Source organism: Janthinobacterium glycogeni (assembly GCF_051380725.1).
Classification (GTDB): domain Bacteria; phylum Pseudomonadota; class Gammaproteobacteria; order Burkholderiales; family Burkholderiaceae_D; genus Janthinobacterium.
Genome location: NZ_JBNYXP010000012.1, coordinates 84,094 through 104,919 on the forward strand (window position 1 = coordinate 84,094; position 20,826 = coordinate 104,919).

19 protein-coding genes are annotated in these 20,826 nt (G+C 63.8%); 16 read left to right on the forward strand and 3 right to left on the reverse strand.

All coding sequences use genetic code 11. The features are described 5' to 3' along the window. Nucleotides 1-2: 2 nt before the first annotated feature. From rsmH to ACQ4W4_RS23110, 15 genes are all read left to right on the forward strand, one after another. Entirely contained in the window at nt 3-974 is a 972-nt protein-coding gene (gene rsmH, locus ACQ4W4_RS23040; protein WP_436543929.1) for a 16S rRNA (cytosine(1402)-N(4))-methyltransferase RsmH, read from the forward strand. Further along, nucleotides 971-1,240, forward strand: a complete 270-nt coding sequence (ftsL, locus tag ACQ4W4_RS23045) for a cell division protein FtsL (protein ID WP_034748894.1) — start codon at nt 971-973, stop codon at nt 1,238-1,240. Before rsmH ends, ftsL begins: the two co-directional genes overlap by 4 nt. Continuing rightward, entirely contained in the window at nt 1,240-3,018 is a 1,779-nt protein-coding gene (locus ACQ4W4_RS23050; RefSeq protein ID WP_152254313.1) for a peptidoglycan D,D-transpeptidase FtsI family protein, read from the forward strand. Before ftsL ends, ACQ4W4_RS23050 begins: the two co-directional genes overlap by 1 nt. Nucleotides 3,019-3,026: 8 nt before the next feature. Beyond that, nucleotides 3,027-4,535: a UDP-N-acetylmuramoyl-L-alanyl-D-glutamate--2,6-diaminopimelate ligase gene (locus tag ACQ4W4_RS23055; protein WP_436543930.1), complete on the forward strand. Its 1,509-nt coding sequence runs from the start codon at nt 3,027-3,029 to the stop codon at nt 4,533-4,535. Further along, nucleotides 4,535-5,965: a UDP-N-acetylmuramoyl-tripeptide--D-alanyl-D-alanine ligase gene (locus ACQ4W4_RS23060; protein WP_436543931.1), complete on the forward strand. Its 1,431-nt coding sequence runs from the start codon at nt 4,535-4,537 to the stop codon at nt 5,963-5,965. Before ACQ4W4_RS23055 ends, ACQ4W4_RS23060 begins: the two co-directional genes overlap by 1 nt. A 2-nt stretch (nt 5,966-5,967) precedes the next feature. Further along, entirely contained in the window at nt 5,968-7,143 is a 1,176-nt protein-coding gene (gene mraY, locus ACQ4W4_RS23065) for a phospho-N-acetylmuramoyl-pentapeptide-transferase (RefSeq protein ID WP_070222491.1), read from the forward strand. Then, nucleotides 7,143-8,699, forward strand: a complete 1,557-nt coding sequence (gene murD, locus ACQ4W4_RS23070; protein WP_436543932.1) for a UDP-N-acetylmuramoyl-L-alanine--D-glutamate ligase — start codon at nt 7,143-7,145, stop codon at nt 8,697-8,699. Before mraY ends, murD begins: the two co-directional genes overlap by 1 nt. Then, nucleotides 8,699-9,910 (forward strand): putative lipid II flippase FtsW, encoded by a 1,212-nt coding sequence (gene ftsW, locus ACQ4W4_RS23075; RefSeq protein ID WP_436543933.1) that lies wholly within the window; start codon nt 8,699-8,701, stop codon nt 9,908-9,910. The genes murD and ftsW overlap by 1 nt, the downstream gene beginning before the upstream one ends. After that, nucleotides 9,907-11,001 (forward strand): undecaprenyldiphospho-muramoylpentapeptide beta-N-acetylglucosaminyltransferase, encoded by a 1,095-nt coding sequence (murG, locus tag ACQ4W4_RS23080; protein WP_436543934.1) that lies wholly within the window; start codon nt 9,907-9,909, stop codon nt 10,999-11,001. The genes ftsW and murG overlap by 4 nt, the downstream gene beginning before the upstream one ends. A 10-nt stretch (nt 11,002-11,011) precedes the next feature. Beyond that, nucleotides 11,012-12,415 (forward strand): UDP-N-acetylmuramate--L-alanine ligase, encoded by a 1,404-nt coding sequence (murC, locus tag ACQ4W4_RS23085; RefSeq protein WP_076568413.1) that lies wholly within the window; start codon nt 11,012-11,014, stop codon nt 12,413-12,415. A gap of 1 nt (nt 12,416) precedes the next feature. Continuing rightward, nucleotides 12,417-13,385 carry a D-alanine--D-alanine ligase gene (locus tag ACQ4W4_RS23090; RefSeq protein ID WP_436543935.1) on the forward strand — a complete coding sequence of 323 codons (969 nt, stop codon included), beginning with the start codon at nt 12,417-12,419 and terminating at the stop codon, nt 13,383-13,385. Between the two features lies 1 nt (nt 13,386). Next, entirely contained in the window at nt 13,387-14,205 is an 819-nt protein-coding gene (locus tag ACQ4W4_RS23095; protein ID WP_070222481.1) for a cell division protein FtsQ/DivIB, read from the forward strand. Nucleotides 14,206-14,254: 49 nt separating this feature from the next. Continuing rightward, on the forward strand, nt 14,255-15,487 hold the full coding sequence (gene ftsA, locus ACQ4W4_RS23100; protein WP_010394955.1) for a cell division protein FtsA: 1,233 nt from the start codon (nt 14,255-14,257) through the stop codon (nt 15,485-15,487). 152 nt (nt 15,488-15,639) lie between these two features. Continuing rightward, nucleotides 15,640-16,848 (forward strand): cell division protein FtsZ, encoded by a 1,209-nt coding sequence (gene ftsZ / locus ACQ4W4_RS23105; RefSeq protein WP_034784974.1) that lies wholly within the window; start codon nt 15,640-15,642, stop codon nt 16,846-16,848. 184 nt (nt 16,849-17,032) lie between these two features. Then, nucleotides 17,033-17,539 (forward strand): peroxiredoxin, encoded by a 507-nt coding sequence (locus ACQ4W4_RS23110; RefSeq protein ID WP_086139099.1) that lies wholly within the window; start codon nt 17,033-17,035, stop codon nt 17,537-17,539. A 158-nt stretch (nt 17,540-17,697) separates the two neighbouring features. On the opposite strand, the gene ACQ4W4_RS23115 is transcribed toward ACQ4W4_RS23110, so the two are convergent. Beyond that, nucleotides 17,698-18,465, reverse strand: a complete 768-nt coding sequence (locus tag ACQ4W4_RS23115; protein WP_436543936.1) for a class I SAM-dependent methyltransferase — start codon at nt 18,463-18,465, stop codon at nt 17,698-17,700. Between the two features lie 104 nt (nt 18,466-18,569). Between ACQ4W4_RS23115 and ACQ4W4_RS23120 the strand changes: the two genes are divergently transcribed. Next, on the forward strand, nt 18,570-19,343 hold the full coding sequence (locus tag ACQ4W4_RS23120; RefSeq protein WP_436543937.1) for a helix-turn-helix transcriptional regulator: 774 nt from the start codon (nt 18,570-18,572) through the stop codon (nt 19,341-19,343). Here ACQ4W4_RS23120 and ACQ4W4_RS23125 read toward each other — a convergent pair. Together ACQ4W4_RS23125 and ACQ4W4_RS23130 are read right to left on the reverse strand one after the other, a co-directional pair. After that, nucleotides 19,282-20,388 carry an FAD:protein FMN transferase gene (locus tag ACQ4W4_RS23125; RefSeq protein ID WP_436543938.1) on the reverse strand — a complete coding sequence of 369 codons (1,107 nt, stop codon included), beginning with the start codon at nt 20,386-20,388 and terminating at the stop codon, nt 19,282-19,284. The genes ACQ4W4_RS23120 and ACQ4W4_RS23125 overlap by 62 nt on opposite strands. 48 nt (nt 20,389-20,436) lie before the next feature. Beyond that, nucleotides 20,437-20,754, reverse strand: coding sequence for a c-type cytochrome (locus ACQ4W4_RS23130; RefSeq protein ID WP_099760591.1), 318 nt, complete (start codon nt 20,752-20,754; stop codon nt 20,437-20,439). Nucleotides 20,755-20,826: the final 72 nt, after the last annotated feature.

A 20,826-nucleotide genomic window follows, 5' to 3' on the forward strand; every position in this document is an offset into this window, starting at 1 on the left:
TAATGACACAACTCACGGTGCCGGAATTTCAGCATCGCACGGTGCTGCTCGATGAAGCGGTCGATGCGCTCGACCTGACGGGCGACCGCGCGCACGGCATTTACGTCGACGGCACGTTTGGCCGAGGCGGCCATAGCCGCTTGATCCTCTCGCGCCTGGCCGATGACGCGCGCCTGATCGGCTTCGACAAGGATTTGCAGGCCATCGCCACGGCCGAACAGATTGCCGACCCCCGTTTCCAGATCGTCCATGACAGCTTTGCCACCATGACGGCCAGCCTGGCCGAACGCGGTGTGCGGCAGGTGGACGGCATTTTGCTCGACCTGGGCATCTCGTCGCCGCAGGTCGACGACGCGGCGCGCGGTTTCAGCTTCCGTAACGACGGACCGCTGGACATGCGCATGGATACCACGCGCGGCGTCTCCGCGGCCGAGTGGCTGGCGGTGGAAACCGAGCAGAATTTAGAGAAAGTGATACGCGATTATGGGGAAGAACGGTTTGCTTTTCAGATTGCAAAGGCGATTGTTGCTGGCCGGGCAGTCCAGCCAATTTCAAGCACACGACAGCTTGCCGGCATCGTGGCAGGCGCCGTCAAGACCCGCGAGAAGGGTAAGGACCCCGCTACCCGCACCTTTCAGGCCATACGCATTTTCATTAACAAAGAGCTCGAGGATCTCGAGATCGGTCTGAACCAGGCGTATGCCTGCCTGGCGCCCGGCGCGCGCATGGCCGTGATCAGTTTTCATTCGCTGGAAGACCGCATGGTCAAGCGCTTCTTCGCCTCGAAGGCGAACGTGGAGCAGCCTGACCGCCGTCTGCCGATACGCGCGGTCGACTTGCCGCAGCCGGAAATGAAGCTGATTTCGAAAATGAAGCCGTCCGACGCCGAGATCGAGGGCAATCCCCGTTCGCGTTCGGCCGTGATGCGCGTGGCGCAGCGTTTGCCCATTCCAGTTAGTGGCGGCGCTCGATGACTGGCAAGCTGTGTGTCGTGCTGTCGGCCCTGCTGGTGTGCTGCGGTCTGTCGCTGGTGAACGCGCAGTACCAGTCGCGCCACCTGCTGATCGACCTGGAACGCGCGCAAGCGCTGTCGCGCCAGCTCGACATCGACTGGGCGCAACTGCAGCTGGACCAGTCCACTTTGGGCAAGCATGAACGCATCGAATCGATCGCGCGGCGCGACTTGAGCATGACGCCGCTGACGGCGGCGCGTACGCAATACCTGACGGAGGGTGAATAATGAAGTTGGGCGGTAATAGCAACGGCCGGGTGGCGGCATCGAAAGGTGTGCCATTTTCGAAGAACCCCGTACTGGCGGTGCGTCTGCCCGTCTGGCGTTCGCGCGTCGTGCTGTTCCTGCTGTTCTTCGCTTTCGCCGGCCTGGGCGCGCGCGCCCTGTGGCTGCAGGGCGTGTCGACGCAGTTCCTGCAAAAGCAGGGCAAGGCGCGCTATGAGCGCACGCTGGAACTGCCGGCCACGCGCGGCAAGATCACCGACCGCAACGGCCAGGTGCTCGCTTCGTCCGTGCCCGTGAAGGCCATCTGGGCGATTCCCGACGACGTGCTGCAGGCGTCGCCCGAGAAAATCAATGCGCTGGCCGGCCTGCTGGAAATGAACGTCAACGAATTGCGCAAGAAGCTCGATTCGGACCGCAGCTTCGTTTACCTGAAACGCCAGGTCGAGATGGACGTGGCCGACAAGATCTCCAAGCTCGGCATCGACGGCATCGACGAGCGCAAGGAATACAAGCGCTTCTATCCACAGGGCGAAGTGATGACCCACGTGGTGGGCTTTACCAACGTGGAAGACGTGGGCCAGGAAAGCATGGAACTGGCGCAGCAGAAAACCCTCGTCGGCACCACCGGCAGCCGCCGCGTGATCAAGGACCGCCTGGGCCACATCGTCGAAGACATCGGCTTCATCCACGAACCGCATGACGGCAAGGACCTGACCCTGTCCGTCGACAGCAAGATCCAGTACATCGCCTTCACGCAGTTGAAGGAAGCGGTGGAGAAATTCAACGCCAAGGCCGGCGGCGCCGTGGTGCTCGACGTGCACACGGGCGAAGTGCTGGCCCTGGCCAATTACCCCAGCTACGACCCGAACGACCGCCGCAAGCTCACGGGCCAGCAGCTGCGCAACCGCGTCATGACCGATACCTTCGAACCCGGTTCGACCCTGAAGCCGATCACGGTGTCCCTGGCGCTCGACACGGGCCGGGTCAAACCGACCACCCTGATCGACACGGGCCCGGGCCGCTACACCATCGCCGACCGCACGATTACCGACACCAAGCCGCACGGCGTGATCAATGTCTCCGAAATCATCGAGATGTCGTCGAACATCGGCACCTCGAAGATCGCGCTGGGCATGCCGTCGCAGGAAATGTGGGAAATGTTTACCAAGGTGGGCTTCGGCCAGCAGCCGAAATGGGGCTTCCCCGGCGCCGTGGCCGGCCGCGTGCGTCCGTATAAATCGTGGCGCCCGGTGGAACAGGCGACCATGAGCTACGGTAACGGCATTTCCGTGTCGCTGATCCAGCTGGCGCGCTCCTACATGATGTTCGCGCGCGACGGCGACACGATTCCGCTGTCGTTCCAGAAGGTCAATGAACTGCCTGTGGGCCAGCAGGTGATCAAGCCAAAGACGGCCGCCGAAATGCGCGCCATGCTCGAACTGGTCGTCTCCGGCGCGCACGGCTCGGCCAAGCGCGCCCAGGTCGCCGGCTACCGCGTGGGCGGCAAGACGGGTACCGCTTATAAGGTCGAAAACGGCCGCTACGCGATGCCGCGCAAATACATCGGCTCTTTCGTGGGCATGGTGCCGATGTCGGCGCCGCGCTTCATCATTGCCGTGATGATCGATGAACCGACCGGCCCTGCCCACTATGGCGGCCAGGTCGCCGCTCCCGCTTTCGCGGCGATTGCGACCAACGCGCTGCGCGCGATGAACGTACCGCCCGATTCCTCTGTTACCGAAATCGTGGTCCCGGCCAATGCCGGCCCGGAGGCCATGTGAAGTCACTCATGACCATACAAGACATCAGTTTGTGGATCAAAACGGCTGCCCCGTCCGGGCAGCTGACGTCCGATTCGCGCCGCGTGCAGCGCGGCGACGTGTTTTTCGCCTATGCCGGCGCCACCGATTTCATCGCCGCCGCCATCGCGCAGGGCGCCGCCGCCATCGTGCATGACGCCGTCGAATGGAACGCCGCATGGAGCGTGCCGCACCTGCTGGTCAGCGACCTGAAACGCCTGGCCGGCCCAGTGGCGCATGCTTTCTACGACATGCCCGACAGCGTCATGTTCAGCGCCGGCGTGACGGGCACGAATGGCAAGACCTCGTGCGCCTTGTGGCTGGCGCAAGCCCTGGCGCGCCTGGGCCAAACATCGTCCGTCATCGGGACTTTGGGCGTGGGCCTGTGCAAGCCGCGCGGCGCCATCGAATTCGACGTCACTGGCTACACCACGCCGGACGCCGTGCTGCTGGCGCGCAAGCTGGCCGCCATGCGTGACGCAGGCGCCAAGGCCGTCGCCATCGAAGTGTCGTCGATCGGCCTGGACCAGGATCGCGCGGCCGGCATGCATTTCGACGTCGCCATGTTTACCAATCTGACGCGCGACCACCTCGACTACCATGGCGATATGGCGGCCTACGAGGCGGCCAAGGTCAAGCTGTTCGACTGGCCCGGCCTGAAAACGGCCGTCATCAACCTGGACGACCCCATGGGCCTGCGCCTGGCGCGCCACGTGAACGGCAAGCTGGCGGGCGAGTACCCGGTCATCGGCTATACCTTGCAGGATGCGGCAGCCTTGCCCGACCTGCCTGGTGTGCTGATGCTGCGCGCCAGCCAGTTCCGCAGCCGCAATGCCGGCACCGATTTCCACCTCGAATGCGCGCTGGGCGTGGCGCTGGTCAAGACGCAGCTGGTGGGCCACTTCAATATCAGCAACGCGCTGGCCGTGCTGGGCGCCTTGCTGGCGCACGGCACCGGCCTGCGCGCCGCCATCGACGGCATCGAATCGCTGCAGCCGGCTCCGGGCCGCATGCAGCAGGTGGGCGGCCAGGAAGCGCCGATGGTCGTCATCGATTACGCGCATACGCCGGACGCGCTGGAAAAAACCCTGGCCGCCTTGCGCCAGGTGGCGCAGGACCGGGGCGGCCAGCTGTGGTGCGTGTTCGGCTGCGGCGGCGACCGCGATCCGGGCAAGCGTCCGCAGATGGGCGCCATCGCGCAACTGGCCGATCACGTGCTCGTAACCAGCGACAATCCGCGCAGCGAAGACCCGCACGCCATCATCGCGCAGATCGTCGCCGGCATGCGCGCAGACGGCCCGCAGCCGCAGGCCATCGAAGACCGTGCCGCGGCCATCCTGTCGGCCATCAAGCACGCCGCCAAGCCGGATGTGATCCTGTTGGCGGGCAAGGGCCATGAACCGTATCAGGAAATCAAGGGCAAGAAACTGCCGTTCTCCGACGCCGACCATGCGCAACTGGCCCTGTCCGCGCGCCTGACCATGATGAGGACGAACTGATGCGCGGCACCCTGACAGAACTGATGCCGTCGCTGGACGGCGCGCAGCTGAAGGGCGACGCCGTTTTTGACGGTGTCTCCACCGACAGCCGCAGCGCCCAAGCCGGTTCGCTGTTCGTCGCCTTGCGCGGCGAGAGTTTCGACGCCCATGATTTCCTCGACCAGGTGGCCGCGCGCGGCGTCGCCGCCGTGGTGGTCGAGCGCCTGCCCGAAGGCTGGGACAGCGGACGGGTAGCGGCCATCGTGGTGCCCGATACCCTGGTGGCGCTGGGCCGCATCGCCAACCACTGGCGCGGCCGTTTCAATTTGCCCGTCATCGGCGTGACCGGCAGCAATGGCAAGACCACCGTCAAGGAGATGATTTCAGCGATCCTGGCGGCGGCCTTCGGCGAAGAGGCGCGCCTGGCCACGCGCGGTAACCTGAATAACGAGATCGGCGTGCCATTGACCCTGTTCCGCCTGAATCAGGAACACAAGGCGGCCGTCATCGAGATGGGCATGAACCATCCGGGAGAAATTGCGCGCCTGGCGGCGATCGCCGCGCCGACCCTGGCGATGGTCAACAATGCGCAGCGCGAGCACCAGGAGTTCATGCATACGGTCGAAGCGGTGGCGCGCGAAAACGGCGCCGCGCTGGCGGCATTGGCCGACGACGGCGTGGCCGTCTTCCCACATGGCGACGAATTCACGGCGCTGTGGCGCGAGCTGGCTGGCGCGCGCGCCGTCATCACCTTCGGCCTGTCGAAAGAGGCGGACGTGAGCTGCACGCACCGCGCGGCCGAGGATTTTGGCAGCGACCTGTTCGTCAGCGTGCGCGCGCAGGACGGCGCCTTGCGCCAGTTCCTCGTTGGCCTGCAGGCGGCGGGCGAACACAATGTGCGCAATGCGCTGGCCGCTGTGGCATGCGCCGTGGGCGCCGGCATCGCCATCGAACATATCAAGCAGGGCCTGGAGGCGTTCGCGCCCGTGAACGGCCGCCTGCAGAAAAAACGTGCCGCCAACGGCGCCACCATCATCGACGACACGTATAACGCCAATCCGGATTCGGCGCGCGCGGCCATCGATGTACTGGCGCAGGCCGCGGCACCGCGCATCCTGGTGCTGGGCGAGATGGGCGAAGTCGGCACGCAGGGGCAGCAGTTCCACGAAGAGATCGGCGCCTACGCCGCCGCCAAAGGCATCGAACACGTGCTGGCGACGGGCGGCCTGGCGCGCCATCTGGTGAGTGCGGCGCAGGCAGCCGCCAGCCAGGAATCGGGCACGGTCGTGGAGTATTTCGAACAGTTCGACGGTTTGCTGGCGGCGCTCGATGCGCATTTGTCCGGCCGTTCGGATGCAACAGTATTAATCAAGGGCTCCCGCTTCATGAAGATGGAACGGGCCGTGCAGCATTTGATTGGTTCAAACAACAATAACAAGGAAGCTCACTAATCATGCTGCTCTGGCTCGCTCATTATTTCCAGGACGACATTGGCCCATTGCGGGTCTTTAACTTCATCACGTTCCGCGCCGTCTTTGCCACCTTGACGGCGATTCTGATCGGCCTGTGTGCCGGCCCCGCCGTGATCCGCATGCTCACGCGCATGAAGGTCGGCCAGGCCGTGCGTACCGACGGCCCGCAAACGCATCTGAAAAAACACGGCACGCCCACCATGGGCGGTGTGCTGATCCTCATCGCCATCGGCATTTCCACCTTGCTGTGGGCCGACCTGTCGAACCGCTTCATCTGGCCGGTCCTGATCGTCACGCTGGGCTTTGGCGCCGTGGGCTGGGCCGACGATTACCGCAAGGTAGTACACCAGGACCCGGAAGGCATGCGCTCGCGCGAAAAATACTTCTGGCAGTCGCTGATCGGCATCGTCGCCGCGTTTTACCTGGCGTTTTCCGTCTCCGTGTCGGAGCCTGACGCGGGCCACGTGTGGAATCTGATCTACGCCTGGGTGCAGTCGGGCTTCGCCATGGACCTGCCGCCGAAGGCCGATTTGATCGTGCCGTTCTTCAAGACCATCAGCTATCCGCTGGGCGTGTGGGGCTTCATTGCGCTGACCTATTGCGTCATCGTCGGCACCAGCAATGCCGTCAACTTCACGGATGGTCTCGATGGCCTGGCCATCATGCCTACCGTGATGGTGGGCACGGCCCTGGGCCTGTTCGCCTACCTGACGGGTAACGCCACGTATGCGCGCTACCTGTTCATCCCGCACATTCCGGGCGCCGGCGAACTGGTGATCTTTTGCGGCGCGCTGGCCGGTTCAGGCCTGGCCTTCCTCTGGTATAACACGCACCCCGCGAAAGTGTTCATGGGCGACGTGGGCGCGCTGGCACTGGGCGGTGCACTGGGTACCGTCGCCGTCATCGTGCGCCAGGAAATCGTCCTGTTCATCATGGGCGGCATCTTCGTCGTCGAAACGCTGTCCGTCATCATCCAGGTCGTCTGGTTCAAGTACACGAAGAAGCGCTTTGGCGCGGGCCGCCGCGTCTTCCTGATGGCGCCATTGCATCACCATTTTGAACAAAAAGGCTGGAAGGAGACGCAGGTTGTCGTGCGTTTCTGGATCATCACCATGATGCTGGTGCTGCTCGGCCTGACCACCTTGAAGCTGCGCTGATGATGTACGACGCTAAAACCGCACTGGTACTGGGCCTCGGCGAATCGGGGCTGGCGATGGCCCTGTGGCTGGCCCGCGGCGGTGCGTCCGTGCGCGTGGCCGACACAAGGGAAACCCCGGAGCGCCTGGCCGCGCTGCAGGCCGCAGTGCCGCAGGCGCAGTTCATCGCCGGCGCCTTTACGGCCGACCTGCTCGATGGCGTCGACTTCGTTGCCGTCAGCCCCGGCCTGGCGCCGGGCCGCGAACTGGCTGGAATCGCCCCGGCCGTGCAGGAAAAAAACATCCCCGTGTGGGGCGAGATCGAACTGTTCGCACAGGCGCTGGCCGCGCTCAAGGCGGAACGCGGCTATGCGCCGAAAGTCATCGCCATCACGGGCACGAATGGCAAGACGACAGTCACCAGCCTGGTAGGCTTGCTGTGCGAACGCGCGGGTCTGGCCACGCGCGTGGCCGGCAATATCAGCCCGGCCGCGCTGGACGTGCTGCGCGAAGTGCTCGATGCCGAGCCTGCGCCGCAGCCGGTGGAGGCGGAAGCTGACGTGGCGGAACCCGTCGCCAGCACCTTGCCGCAGGCGTGGATTTTGGAGCTGTCCAGCTTCCAGCTGCACACGACGTTCAGCCTGCAGGCCGATGCGGCCACGGTCTTGAATCTGTCGCAGGACCACCTGGACTGGCATGGCGACATGGCCGCCTACGCTGCCGACAAGGGGCGCATCTTCGGCGAGCAGACCGTGCGCATCCTGAACCGCGACGATGCCTTGGTCATGCACATGGCCGATCCGCTGGCCGAGACGGTCACCTTCGGCACGGGCGAGCCGGCGGAAGTAGACAGCTTTGGCCTGGTGAATGAACGCGGCATCTTCTGGCTGGCGCAAGCCGTGCCCAGCGAAGAAGTGATCGAGAAAAAACGCAGGAAGAACGATCCGGCGCCGGAACCGGTGCCGACGATGGCGAAAAAGCTGATGCCGGCCGACGCGCTGAAAATCCGCGGCCAGCACAATGCCGCGAATGCGCTGGCGGCGCTGGCCCTGTGCCGCGCCATCGGCCTGCCGTTCGCGCCGCTGCTGCATGGCTTGCGCGAATACCAGGGCGAACCGCACCGGGTGGAGCTGATCACGGCCGTGGGCGAGGTCGAATACTACGACGACAGCAAGGGCACCAACGTGGGCGCGACAGTGGCCGCGTTGTCGGGCCTGGGCAAGGCGTTTGGCGGCGCGGAACAGCGTCTGGTGCTGATCGCCGGCGGCGACGGCAAGGGGCAGGATTTCTCGCCGCTGGCCGAACCCGTGTCGCGCTACGTGCGCGCCGTGGTGCTGATCGGCCGCGATGCACCGGCCTTGCGCGCGGCGCTGGAGCCGGCCGGGGTGGACATCGTCGACTGCGCCACCTTGCCGGAAGCCGTCAAGCGCGCCAGCGGTCTGGCGCTGGCCGGCGACGCCGTGCTGCTGTCGCCCGCATGCGCCAGCCTGGACATGTTCAAGAACTATGCGCACCGCGCGCAGGTGTTTGTCGACGCCGTGCGCGACATCGCCCTGGAAAACGGACAGGATATCTGATGGCCTTCCAGCTGCCTTTCCGCTTCGGTTCCGGCTCGGCTGCCAAGCCGCTGGACAGCCGCGCGCGGCAGTCGAAGATGATGGATTACGACAAGCCGCTGGTGTGGGTGGTCCTGCTGCTCATGTTGCTGGGCATGGTGATGGTGTATTCGGCGTCGATCTCGCTGTCGGACGCACGCAAGTTTGCCGCCTATACGAACAATTATTTTGTCGTGCGCCAGGCGCTGTTCATCGGCGTGTCGGTGATCGCAGGCGCGCTGGTGTTCCGCATCCCCGTCGCCACCTGGCAAAAGATCGCGCCGTGGCTGTTCATCGGCACGCTGGTGCTGCTGGTGATGGTCCTGATACCGGGCCTGGGCGTGTCGGTCAACGGCGGTCGCCGCTGGCTGAATTTGCCTGGCCTGCGGCCGCAGCCGTCCGAGCTGATGAAGGTGGTGATGGTGCTGTACGCGGCCGACTACACGGTGCGCAAGCAGGAATACATGCACAAGCTGACCAAGGGCTTCATGCCGATGGCCCTGGCCGTCAGCTTCGTCGGCTTGCTGCTGCTGATGGAACCCGATCTGGGCGCCTTCGGCGTGATCGTCTGCATCGCCATGGGCATCCTGTTTTTGGGTGGCGTCAACGCCATCTGGTTCGGCGGCATCGGCGCCATGCTGACGGCGATCTTCGTCACCATCATCGCCCTGTCGAAATTCCGCCGCGAGCGGTTTTTTGCGTATCTCGATCCGTGGCAGGAAGACAATGCGCTGAACAAGGCGTATCAGCTGACGCACTCCTTGATCGCTTTCGGGCGCGGCGAACTGTTTGGCGTGGGGCTGGGCGGCAGCGTGGAAAAACTGCACTACCTGCCCGAAGCCCATACGGACTTTTTGCTGGCCGTGATCGGCGAGGAACTGGGCCTGGTGGGCGTGCTGGTCGTGATCGGCATGTTCTACTGGATTATCAAGCGGGCGTTCGACATCGGCCGCCAGGCGATCGCCATCGACCAGACCTTTGCCGGCCTGACGGCGAAGGGCATCGCCATCTGGATCGGCGTGCAGACCTTCATCAACATGGGCGTGAACCTGGGCCTGTTGCCGACCAAGGGCTTGACCTTGCCCTTGATGAGTTATGGCGGCACGGGCGTACTGATTAACTGTATCGGCCTGGCGATTTTGCTGCGCATCGATTACGAAAACCGGATCCTGATGCGCGGAGGCCGGCTATGAACAACGTGACGAATTTGAAAACGACGAAAAGACTGATGATCATGGCGGCCGGCACCGGTGGCCATATCTTCCCGGGCCTGGCGATTGCGCAGACGATGCGCGCGCGCGGCTGGGAAGTGAGCTGGCTGGGCACGACCCATGGCATGGAGCAGGATCTGGTGCCGAAAAGCGGCATTCCCATGGATGCCATCGCGTTCTCCGGCATGCGCGGCAAGGGTCTGGCGCACACGGTCAAAGGCGGCTTCAAGATGCTGGCCAGCTTTTTTGCCATCCGCCGTTTCATCGCCAGCCGCAAGCCGGACGTGGTGATGGGCATGGGCGGCTACGTCACCGTGCCGGGCGGCCTGATGGCGCGCCTGAAGGGCGTGCCGCTGGTGCTGGTCAATGCCGACGCGGCGCTGCTGCTGTCGAACAAGACCCTGGTGCCGCTGGCGCAGCAGGTGTGCTTTGGTTTCCCCGCCGATTTCGGCAGCGCCGCCGGCAAGGCTGTCGTCACGGGCAATCCAGTGCGCGCCGAGATCCTCGCGATGGCGCCGCCAGCCTCGCGTTTCGCGGGGCGCAGCGGACCGTTGCGCATCCTCGTGGTGGGCGGCAGCCTGGGCGCGAAAGCGCTGAACGACAGCCTGCCTGCCGCACTGGCGCTGATGCCGGAGGGCGAACGCCCTGTGGTGACGCACCAGTCGGGCAAGAAGAATATCGATGCCCTGCATGCCGCGTATGCGCAGGCGGGCGTGCAAGCGAACGTGGTCGACTTCATCGACGACATGGCCAGGGCGTATACCGAGGCCGACCTGGTGATTTGCCGCGCGGGCGCGATCACCCTGTCGGAATTGACGGCGGCCGGCGTGGCCAGCGTGCTCGTGCCGCTGGTGGCGTCGACCACCAGCCACCAGCGCGACAACGCGCAATGGATGGCGAAGCAAGGCGCGGCGATTCATCTGCCGCAGACGGAAATGAGTGCGGTGTCGCTGAGCGCGCTGCTGGCGTCGCTGAGCCGCGACACTTGCCGGCAGATGGCGCAGGCGGCACTGGCAGCAGGCAAGCGCGACGCCAATGAGGCGATCGCACACGTATTGGAAAAATTGGCATGAGGTTAGCTCTGTGAAGCATAAAGTAAACAATATCCACTTTGTCGGCATTGGCGGCAGCGGCATGAGCGGCATCGCCGAAGTGCTGGTCAACCTCGGCTACAAGGTGTCGGGCTCCGACCTGGGCAGCAATGCGGCGACGCAGCGCCTGGCGAGCCTGGGCGCGACCGTCATGCTCGGCCACGCGGCCGAGAATATCGGCGACGCCGACGCGGTGGTGACGTCGGGCGCCGTCCCGCAAGACAATCCCGAAGTGGCGGCAGCGCGCGCGCGCAAGATTCCGCTGGTGCCGCGCGCCGTGATGCTGGGCGAGTTGATGCGCCTGAAGCGCGGTATCGCCATCGCCGGCACGCACGGCAAAACCACCACCACCAGCCTGGTCGCTTCCGTGCTGGCGCAGGGCGGTCTCGACCCGACTTTCGTCATCGGCGGCCGCCTGACCAGCGCCGGCGCGAACGCCAAGCTCGGTTCCGGCGACTACCTGGTGGCCGAAGCCGATGAGTCGGACGCCTCGTTCCTGAACCTGACGCCGATGATCGAAGTGATCACGAATATCGACGCCGATCACATGGACACCTACGAGCACGATTTCGAAAAGCTCAAGCAGGCCTTCGTGCAGTTCACGCACCGCTTGCCTTTCTATGGCCGCGCCATGCTGTGCATCGATGATCCGCACGTGCGCGCCATCATCCCGTCCGTCACCAAGCCTGTCACCACCTACGGTTTCGCGGAAGATGCGCAGGTGCGCGCCATCAATGCGCGCGCCGTGGGCCTGGAAATGCATTTCACGGTGCTGCAGGAAGGTTATCCGGACCTGGACGTGGTGCTGAACCAGCCCGGCATGCACAATGTGCAGAATGCCTGCTCGGCGATCGCCATCGCGCGCGAAATCGGCATCGCCGACAGCGCCACGCAGCAGGGCCTGGCCGAATTTTCCGGCGTGGGCCGCCGCTTCACGCGCTACGGCGACGTGGCGCTGCCGAACGGCGGCAGCTTCGCCCTGGTCGACGATTTCGGCCACCATCCGGTGGAAACGGAAGTGACTCTGGCCGCCGCGCGCGCCGCCTATCCGGGCCGCCGCCTGGTGCTGGCTTTCCAGCCGCACCGCTACAGCCGCACGCGCGACCTGTTCGAGGATTTCGTCAAGGTGCTCGGTGCGCCCGACGTGCTGCTCTTGTCCGAAGTGTATGCGGCGGGCGAGGCGCCTATCGTCGCCGCCGACGGCCGCGCACTGGCGCATGCGCTGCGCGCGCGCGGCAAGATCGAACCGATCTTCGTCGAGTCCATGACGGACATGGCCGACACCATCATGAGCGTGGCGCGCGACGGCGACGTCGTGCTCACCATGGGCGCCGGTTCCATCAGCGGCATCCCGAATCAACTGACAACGTATCAATCTCACACTGTAAAGGCCTGACGTGAACCAAGCTTCAGCTATCGACGTTAAACAATTGGGCAAGGTCGGCGTCCTGTTCGGCGGCCGTTCGGCCGAGCGCGAAGTGTCGCTGATGTCCGGCGCGGGCGTGCTGGCCGCCTTGACAAGCCGCGGCGTGGATGCGCATGGCTTCGACACGGGCGAACGCAGCCTGGCCGAACTGGCCGCTGAAAAATTCGACCGCGTCTTCATCGCGCTGCATGGCCGCTTCGGCGAAGACGGCAGTCTGCAGGGCGCGCTGGAACAGCTGGGCATCCCGTACACGGGCAGCGGCGTGATGGCGTGCTCGGTGGGCATGGACAAGGTCTACACCAAGATGATCTGGCTGATGCACCAGCTGCCGACGCCGAAGTATGCGGTGCTGGACGACAGCTCCGACCTGGCCAAGGTGGCCGCGGAACTGGGCTTGCCGCTGATCGTCAAGCCGCCGCATGAAGGTTCGAGCATCGGCATCACGACGGTCAACGAGGCCTCGGCCTTCCAGGCCGCCTACGACATCGCCGCCGGGCTCGATGATTCGGTGCTGGCCGAGGAATTCATCAAGGGCCGCGAGTTCACCGTCGCGATCCTGGGCAAGGGCGCCGCGGCGCGCGCGCTGCCGCCGATCGAAATCGTCGCACCGCAGGGCAATTACGATTACCAGAACAAGTACTTCACGGACGATACGCAGTATTTCTGCCCGCCGCAGCTGGACCCGGCCATCATCGCCGAGATGGAACGCATCGCCCTGGCCGCCTACCGCGCCCTCGGCTGCGAAGGCTGGGGACGGGTCGATGTGCTGATGCGCGCGGCCGACAGCAAGCTGTTTTTGCTGGAAGTGAATACGTCGCCCGGCATGACGGGCCACTCGCTCGTGCCGATGGCGGCGCGCGCGGAAGGCACCAGCTATGAAGACCTGTGCCTGGAAATCGTTTCCGGCGCAAGCCTGAAAATGCACAAGGGACAGCGCTGATATGTGGCATGACGCTAAAAGCCTCAATACGACTGCCAACGGCTTGCTGGCCGCGGTTCTGGTCGTGTGCGTGGCCGCCGGCGTCTGGTGGGTGTCGCAGCGTCCCATGTTCGACCTGCGCACGATCAAGGTGGAGAGCGCGGACGACAAGGGCCTGCGCCACGTGAATTACCTGACCCTGCGCAGCGGCACTTTGGGCCGCATCAAAGGCAATTTTTTCACGACCAACCTGGAAAGCGTGCGCGGCGTGTTTGAATCGGTGCCCTGGGTGCGCCGCGCCAGCGTGCGGCGCGAGTGGCCGAACCAGCTGATCGTGGCGCTGGAAGAACATGAAGCGCTGGGCACCTGGGGCGAAGATGGACGCCTGCTGTCGGTCAAGGGCGATGTATTTACCGCCAATGTGGCCGAAGCGGAGGACGACCATGAGTTGCCTGCGTTTGCCGGCCCCGATGGCAGCGAGAAGGAAGTACTGACCACCTACGTGCAGCTGGCAAAGTGGTTTTCACCGTTGAAGATGGTGCCTGAATCGCTGTCGCTGTCGAGCCGCTATGCGTGGACGGTGAAACTGAATAACGGCATGAGCGTGGCGCTGGGACGCGAACAGAATCATACAACCCTGAAAGCGCGGGTCGACCGGCTGGTGGGCATCTACCCGCAGCTGGCGAGCCGGCTGGAAAATATCGACACGATCGATATGCGCTACCAGAATGGCCTGGCGCTCAGTTCGGCCGGCCTGGTGATACCGGCCGAAGGCAAGGATGGCAGGCCGGCGCCGGCGATCAAGAAGAAAAATGGCAGTCCGATTAAAAAACCGGCTTAACCGAATACTCAATTAATCAATTAATAGCCCAAAAAACTAGGCGAAAGAAATGACAAAAGACGCGAAAAACCTGATCGTCGGCCTCGACATCGGCACCTCGAAAGTGGTGGCGGTGGTAGCCGAAGTGATGTCCGATGGGCGCCACGAAGTGATCGGGCTGGGCCAGCACGAATCGAAGGGCCTGAAAAAAGGCGTGGTGGTCAATATCGAGGCCACGGTGGAGTCCATCCAGCGCGCGCTGGAAGAGGCCGAGCTGATGGCCGACTGCAAGATCCGCAATGTGTACGCGGGCATTGCGGGCAGCCATATCCGCAGCTTCAATTCCAGCGGCATGGTGGCCATCAAGGACAAGGAAGTGACGGCGACCGACGTGGCGCGCGTCATCGAGACGGCAAAAGCGGTTAACATTCCGACCGATCAGCAATTGCTGCACACGGTGCCGCAAGAGTTCATCGTCGACAGCCAGGAAGATGTGCGCGAGCCTATCGGCATGAGCGGCATCCGCCTGGAGGTGAAGGTGCATATCGTCACCGGCGCCGTGTCGGCGGTGCAGAACATCGTCAAGTGCGTGCGCCGCTGCGGCCTGGAAGTGTCGGACCTGATCCTGCAGCCGATGGCGTCGGCCGATGCGGTGCTCACGCCCGACGAGAAGGAACTGGGCGTGGTGCTGATCGACATCGGCGGCGGCACGACCGATGTGGCGGTATTTTCCGATGGCGCGATCCGCCATACGGCAGTCATTCCCATCGCCGGCGACCAGATCACCAACGACATCGCCATGGCCTTGCGCACCCCGACCGCGGAAGCGGAAGAAATCAAGATCCGCTATGGCGTGGCCAAGCAGGTCCTGGCCGATCCCGGCGAATCGCTGGAAGTGCCTGGCCTGGGCGACCGCGGCCCGCGCAACCTGTCGCGCCAGGCGCTGGCGGCAGTGATCGAGCCGAGGGTCGAGGAGCTGTTCGCGATGGTGCATCAGGTGGTGCGCGAATCCGGCTACGAAGGCGTGCTGTCGTCGGGCATCGTGCTCACGGGCGGCACGTCCATCATGCCCGGCATGGTGGAAATGGCGGAAGATATTTTCCTGAAACCGGCGCGCCTGGGCACGCCAGAGTATCGGGGCCAGCTGGCCGACGTGGTGCGCAGTCCGCGCTATGCCACGGTATTGGGCCTGCTGCTGGAAGCGAAGAAGCAATACCTGCGCGGCCACATCGTGACGCGCCAGGACGGCTCGGTGAAGGCAGTCTGGCAACGCATGAAGGAATGGTTTTTAGGGAATTTCTAAGGGCATGATTTACGCCCGGCAGCACAGTTTTTTTGGCAGCATCGCAGGTACACACACATAACTTTTTTATATTTAACCGCAGTTTTCAATCTCCAGTTCTCCTACCAATATGAGGCCTGGCGCTTGGAAACCGCATCTGATAGGAGCACATCATGGAGTTCGATATGGTCGATAACACAGCTTTAGGTACCGTCATCAAGGTCGTCGGCGTCGGCGGTGCGGGTGGCAATGCAGTCCAACACATGATCAACAAAGGCATGTCGGGTGTGGAGTTCATTGCCGCCAACACCGACGCACAGGCCCTGTCGACATCGAAGGCCCATAACATCATCCAGATCGGCGATACCGGTCTGGGCGCCGGCATGAAGCCTGCCGTCGGCCGCCAGCTGGCCGAAGAATCGCGCGCACGCATCGCCGATTCGCTGCGCGGCGCGCACATGGTCTTCATCGCCGCCGGCATGGGCGGCGGCACGGGCACGGGCGCCGCTCCTATCGTGGCCGAAGTGGCCAAGGAACTGGGCGCGCTGACGGTGGCCGTGGTTTCCAAGCCATTCTCTTACGAAGGCCAGAAGTGCATGGACATCGCTGACGAAGGCCTGGAGCAGCTGTCGCTGCACGTCGATTCGCTGATTATCATCCTCAATGAAAAACTGGAAGAGATCTACGAAGACGAAAGCATGCTGGAATGGATGCAGCACGCCGATGATGTGCTCAACAACGCGGTGGCCGGCATTGCCGAGATCATCAACGTGCCTGGCCATATCAACGTCGACTTCAACGACGTGAAAACCATCATGGGCGAGCAGGGCAAGGCCATGATGGGCACGGCGACGGCGTCCGGCGTCGACCGCGCGCGCATCGCCGCCGAACAGGCTGTCGCTTCGCCGCTGCTGGACGGCATCGATCTGTCTGGCGCGCGCGGCGTGCTGGTCAACGTCACGGCCAGCCGTGGCTTGAAAGGTAAAGAGATCAAGGAAGTCATGGCCGCCGTGCGCGCGTTTGCCGCGCCGGACGCGTCGATCGCGCAAGGTATCGCCTACGACGACGCCATGGGCGACGACATCCGCGTCACCGTGGTGGCCACGGGCCTGGGCCGCGCGAAGAAAAACATCCAGCTGGTACCGCAGCAAGTGCTGCGCACCGGCACCCACAACAGCCCGTTGACCCCTTCGGCTGCCATGGGTAGCGCGCAAGCGGCGACGACGACGGTAGGCGTGGCCACGCCGGCAGCCGGTTTCGACGGCATGAAAGCGCCGGCGGTATGGCGCCGCGAATCGGCTTCCGAGCAGGTGCGCGCGATGGAAAAGAATGGCATGGAAACCTACGACATTCCAGCGTTCCTGCGCAAGCAAGCTGACTAAGGTGGTTTGATGTATGCAACCATGACGGCGGCCTGAGGGCCGCCGTTTTTTTTGACTTTTTTTGACTTCTGTCTTTGCCTTTCCGGCCATTTTCTGCACAAATACGGCAAGTCAGGCATACTATCGCGCAGTGTCGGCATCATGCCGGCAGCATCCTCAACCGACAAGTACACAAGGAGTCAACATGACCATCAAGATCGGCGACACCCTGCCAGAAGGCACCCTGGCTGAATTCATCGAAAGCGAAACCGAAGGTTGCGCACTGGGCCCGAACACGTTCAACGTGCAAGACCTGGTCAAGGGCAAGAAGATCGCCATCTTCGGCCTGCCAGGCGCCTACACCCCGACCTGCTCCGCACAGCACGTGCCAGGCTACGTCAAGCACGCCGCCGACCTGAAAGCCAAGGGCGTCGATGAAATCTGGTGCATCTCCGTCAACGACGCGTTCGTGATGGGCGCCTGGGGCCGCGACCAGAAAGCCACCGGCGTCGTGCGCATGATGGCTGACGGCAACGCCGCCTACAGCAAGGCCCTGGGCCTGGATGCCGATTTTTCCAAGCACGGCATGGGCACGCGCTCGCAGCGCTACTCGATGCTGGTCGACAATGGCGTCGTGACGCAATTGAACGTCGAGCAAGGCGGCAAGTTTGAAGTGTCGAACGCCGAGACCTTGCTGGGCCAGCTGGCCTAAGCAGATCTTAGATCGCAGGTCGGCGTAGGTCGGCTTAGCGCAGCGTAAGCCGACGAGCGGAATTGGCATCACGTTTGCTCTGGCATTGTTGGATTACGCGCTGCGCGCTAATCCAACCTATGCAATAAAAAACGGCGCCATCGGCGCCGTTTTTACGTTTACTGTACCGATGGCTTGGTCGCCTCGAACATGGCCGCATCGATGCTGAACGAATAATCGTCCTGCAGCGCGAAATACCGGCGCGCTTCCTCGGGCGCGCCATCGAACAGGTTGCGGATGGCCGCCACGCGCTCGTTCGGCGTGCGCATGCGCGCCACCCACTCGTCGAACTGCATGGTCAGCTTCCATACGCTGCGCAAGCTGTGCGTAAAGCCCGCGTTGTCGAACTTGGCGCCCCATTCGCACGTACGGTAGTCGCGCACGTGGGAGGCGTCGCGCAGCATTTCCACCGCCTGCAGGGTGCTGTCGTACAGGGCCGTCTTGGGCGCGACGATGTCGACCACCAGCAAGGTGCCGTTCGGGCGCAGCACGCGCCACGCTTCGGCCAAGGCTCCGGCCACGTCGTTCCAGTGGTGCGCGGAAAAGCGCGTGACGACCATGTCGAAGCTGGCGTCGGCAAACGGCAGACGCGCCACGTCGCCCTGTTGCGTGCTGATGTTGTGCAAGCCGCGCTGCACCCGGGCGCAGTCCACCACGTCGAGCATGGGCTGCGCCAGGTCGTAGGCGACCACCGATTGCGCCACGGGGGCGACGGCGAAGCTGGCGTGGCCGGCGCCGCAACCCAGGTCCAGGACGGCCGGCTTGCCGTGGCGGCGCGCGCATTCCTGCATCAGCACCAGGTCGGCCCCTTGCGCGTGGACCGCGCTGCTCAGGTAGGCATTCGCCGTCTTGCCAAACTGTTCGGTAACGACATCGTGCTGCTGCATGGTTTTCTCCTGGTGATGGGTGAGTTCCTGCAGAATAGGGATAAAATTATCCTGTAACAAGACCATAACTTATACTGGTATATTCACTACCATGCAGGCATCCGATGTCGAACAAGCTCGCTGAATTCATCCGCGCCCGGCGCGAAGCCGTCACCCCCGCCATGGCTGGCTTGCCCGGTGGCGGGCGTCGGCGCACGCCGGGCTTGCGGCGCGAAGAGCTGGCGCAGCTGTGCGACGTCAGTCCCACGTGGCTGACGTGGCTGGAGCAGGGACGGCCCGTGTCGGCGTCGGCCAAGATGCTGGCCCGCCTGGCGCAGGTGCTGCAGCTGAGCGCGGCCGAGCGTGCGTATTTGTTCGAGGTAGCTGACAAAGCCGATCCTGACCACGGCGCTGGCGAGGGCACGGGGCCTGCAGCCGGCGAGCTCGTCGCCATCGTTGCCGCCATCAATGCGCCAGCCTATATTCTTGATCGCCAATGGAATGCGGTGGCCTGGAATGGCGATGCGGCGACGCTGTTTTCCAGTTGGCTGGCAGACAATGGGCACGCGCCCAACCAGTTGCGCTTTATGTTTCTGTCGCCGCAGGCGCGCGTGCTGGTGCAGGACTGGCCCGAGCGTGCGCGCCGCCTGGTGGCCGAATTTCGCGCCGATATCGGTCGCCACGCAGACCAGGCGCCACTGGCCGGCCTGATTTCGGAACTGACCGGCGCCAGCCTGGAATTCCGGCTGTGGTGGCGTGCGCAGCAAGTACTGGGGCGCGATGGCGGCCTGCGCAGCTTCCAGCATCCGCTGCAAGGTGCGCTCAGTTTCAATCAGATCACCTTGCATCTGGCGCGCCAGCATGAACTGAAGCTGGTGATGCTGTTGCCAGTGTCGTAAATGTCACTCGTGTGCTTGCCAGGTTCCCTGCGTGCTCGCGCCGCTCTGCACCTGCAATGCGCGCTTGCATGGCTGCTGTCATGTGGACATTGCGCTGTGCGTCAACCATCAGCACTTCTTTCAGGTCGAGTTTTTCCGCCATCGCTTGCCAGTCTCGGGGGCCGGTGATGAACAGCGGTTTGGAGTGGCCGTCCGAGCGCAGGCCAGGGTCGCGGCCGCCGCTGGCGATGATGGTGACCGAAGCGACCAGATCGATCGGGTAGCCGCTGCGCGGGTCGATGATGTGCGGGCGGCGCTTGCCGTCCTTCATGAAGTAGCGTTCATAATCACCGCTGGTGCCGATCGCTTCGTTGTCGCGCAAAGCGATCTGCGCAACTGTCCCGGCGCCACGCGGATCGCGGATGCCGACCTGCCACGGTCGTTCACCGGGCTGGCCGATGGCGATGACGTTGCCACCGATGTTGACCAGCGCCGCCTTGACGTGCGCGTTGCGCAGCAGCGCGGCGGCGCGGTCGAGCGCGTAACCTTTGGCGTAGCCGCCGAGGTCGATCATGACGGCAGGGTTGACGCTGCTGATGATGTTGCCGTTGTAGCGCAGGTCGGACAGCGATGGCCGCGCGTCGACCCAGCGCTTGATTTCGGCGGCCGGCGGTCCCTGCGCGCCGATGTCGTTTTTCTGGAAGCCCCACAGCCTGATCAGATGCCCAATGGTGGGGTTGAACAGCAGGCCGGAACGCACTGACAGCTTCTCGGCCGATTTTAGCAGGCCGACCATTTCAGCGTCGGCGCGCATTGGCTCGCCTTTGGCGATGCTGTCGTTGAGGGCGGTGAGCATGCTTGGCTCCCACGCGTGGAATTTACGGTGCAGGCGATCGAATTCTTTCAATACCTCGGCGCCAAGCAGGTCGGCGCGTTGCTGCGAACCACCGTAGATGGTGATGTCGACCGTGGTGCCGAACACGTGGCCCCGGGTTTTGTAGAGGCGTTCCTCGCCGGAACAGGCAGTCAGGAACAGCAGTAGCGCCAGCAGCGTGCGGGTGAACATGGTATGTCTCCGGGTGTGGCCGCCGCGCGCAGGCGGCGGCCAGCAGTCTTAATTGCTCTTGGCGACCATGTAGTCGACCAGTGCTTTCATTTCATCATCCTTCAGGCCTGGATTGCCGCCGCGTGGCGGCATCATTTTCACGCCGTTGATGGCGCTCAGGTACAGCGCCGGCTTGCCTTTGGCGATACGCGGTTTCCATCCCGCCTTGTCGCCAACCTTGGGCGCGCCCATGATGCCGCTGCCGTGGCAGGCCAGGCAGGTGGTGGAGTAGGTTTTCTCAACCTTGGCGGCGTCCGGCGCGGCGGCGGCGCTGGTGGCAGAGGTGATGGCTGCCAGCATTGCTGCCAGTGCAAGTAGTTTCTTCATGGTCTGTCTCTTTTCAAAAGTAAGTCGGCAAATGCCGGGGTAAAAACGGACCGGCGCTTTCCGCCGAACGGC

What these genes read in the sequence shown, in the direction of transcription:
- ACQ4W4_RS23095 (WP_070222481.1), top strand. Translation starts at nt 13,387, where the DNA reads ATGTGGCATGACGCTAAAAGCCTCAATACGACTGCCAACGGCTTGCTG.
- ftsA (WP_010394955.1), top strand. Translation starts at nt 14,255, where the DNA reads ATGACAAAAGACGCGAAAAACCTGATCGTCGGCCTCGACATCGGCACC.
- rsmH (WP_436543929.1), top strand. Translation starts at nt 3, where the DNA reads ATGACACAACTCACGGTGCCGGAATTTCAGCATCGCACGGTGCTGCTC.
- mraY (WP_070222491.1), top strand. Translation starts at nt 5,968, where the DNA reads ATGCTGCTCTGGCTCGCTCATTATTTCCAGGACGACATTGGCCCATTG.
- ACQ4W4_RS23125 (WP_436543938.1), bottom strand. Translation starts at nt 20,388, where the DNA reads ATGTTCACCCGCACGCTGCTGGCGCTACTGCTGTTCCTGACTGCCTGT.
- ACQ4W4_RS23130 (WP_099760591.1), bottom strand. Translation starts at nt 20,754, where the DNA reads ATGAAGAAACTACTTGCACTGGCAGCAATGCTGGCAGCCATCACCTCT.
- ACQ4W4_RS23120 (WP_436543937.1), top strand. Translation starts at nt 18,570, where the DNA reads ATGTCGAACAAGCTCGCTGAATTCATCCGCGCCCGGCGCGAAGCCGTC.
- ftsL (WP_034748894.1), top strand. Translation starts at nt 971, where the DNA reads ATGACTGGCAAGCTGTGTGTCGTGCTGTCGGCCCTGCTGGTGTGCTGC.
- ACQ4W4_RS23115 (WP_436543936.1), bottom strand. Translation starts at nt 18,465, where the DNA reads ATGCAGCAGCACGATGTCGTTACCGAACAGTTTGGCAAGACGGCGAAT.
- ACQ4W4_RS23110 (WP_086139099.1), top strand. Translation starts at nt 17,033, where the DNA reads ATGACCATCAAGATCGGCGACACCCTGCCAGAAGGCACCCTGGCTGAA.
- ftsW (WP_436543933.1), top strand. Translation starts at nt 8,699, where the DNA reads ATGGCCTTCCAGCTGCCTTTCCGCTTCGGTTCCGGCTCGGCTGCCAAG.
- murD (WP_436543932.1), top strand. Translation starts at nt 7,143, where the DNA reads ATGATGTACGACGCTAAAACCGCACTGGTACTGGGCCTCGGCGAATCG.
- ACQ4W4_RS23050 (WP_152254313.1), top strand. Translation starts at nt 1,240, where the DNA reads ATGAAGTTGGGCGGTAATAGCAACGGCCGGGTGGCGGCATCGAAAGGT.
- murG (WP_436543934.1), top strand. Translation starts at nt 9,907, where the DNA reads ATGAACAACGTGACGAATTTGAAAACGACGAAAAGACTGATGATCATG.
- ACQ4W4_RS23055 (WP_436543930.1), top strand. Translation starts at nt 3,027, where the DNA reads ATGACCATACAAGACATCAGTTTGTGGATCAAAACGGCTGCCCCGTCC.
- ftsZ (WP_034784974.1), top strand. Translation starts at nt 15,640, where the DNA reads ATGGAGTTCGATATGGTCGATAACACAGCTTTAGGTACCGTCATCAAG.
- ACQ4W4_RS23060 (WP_436543931.1), top strand. Translation starts at nt 4,535, where the DNA reads ATGCGCGGCACCCTGACAGAACTGATGCCGTCGCTGGACGGCGCGCAG.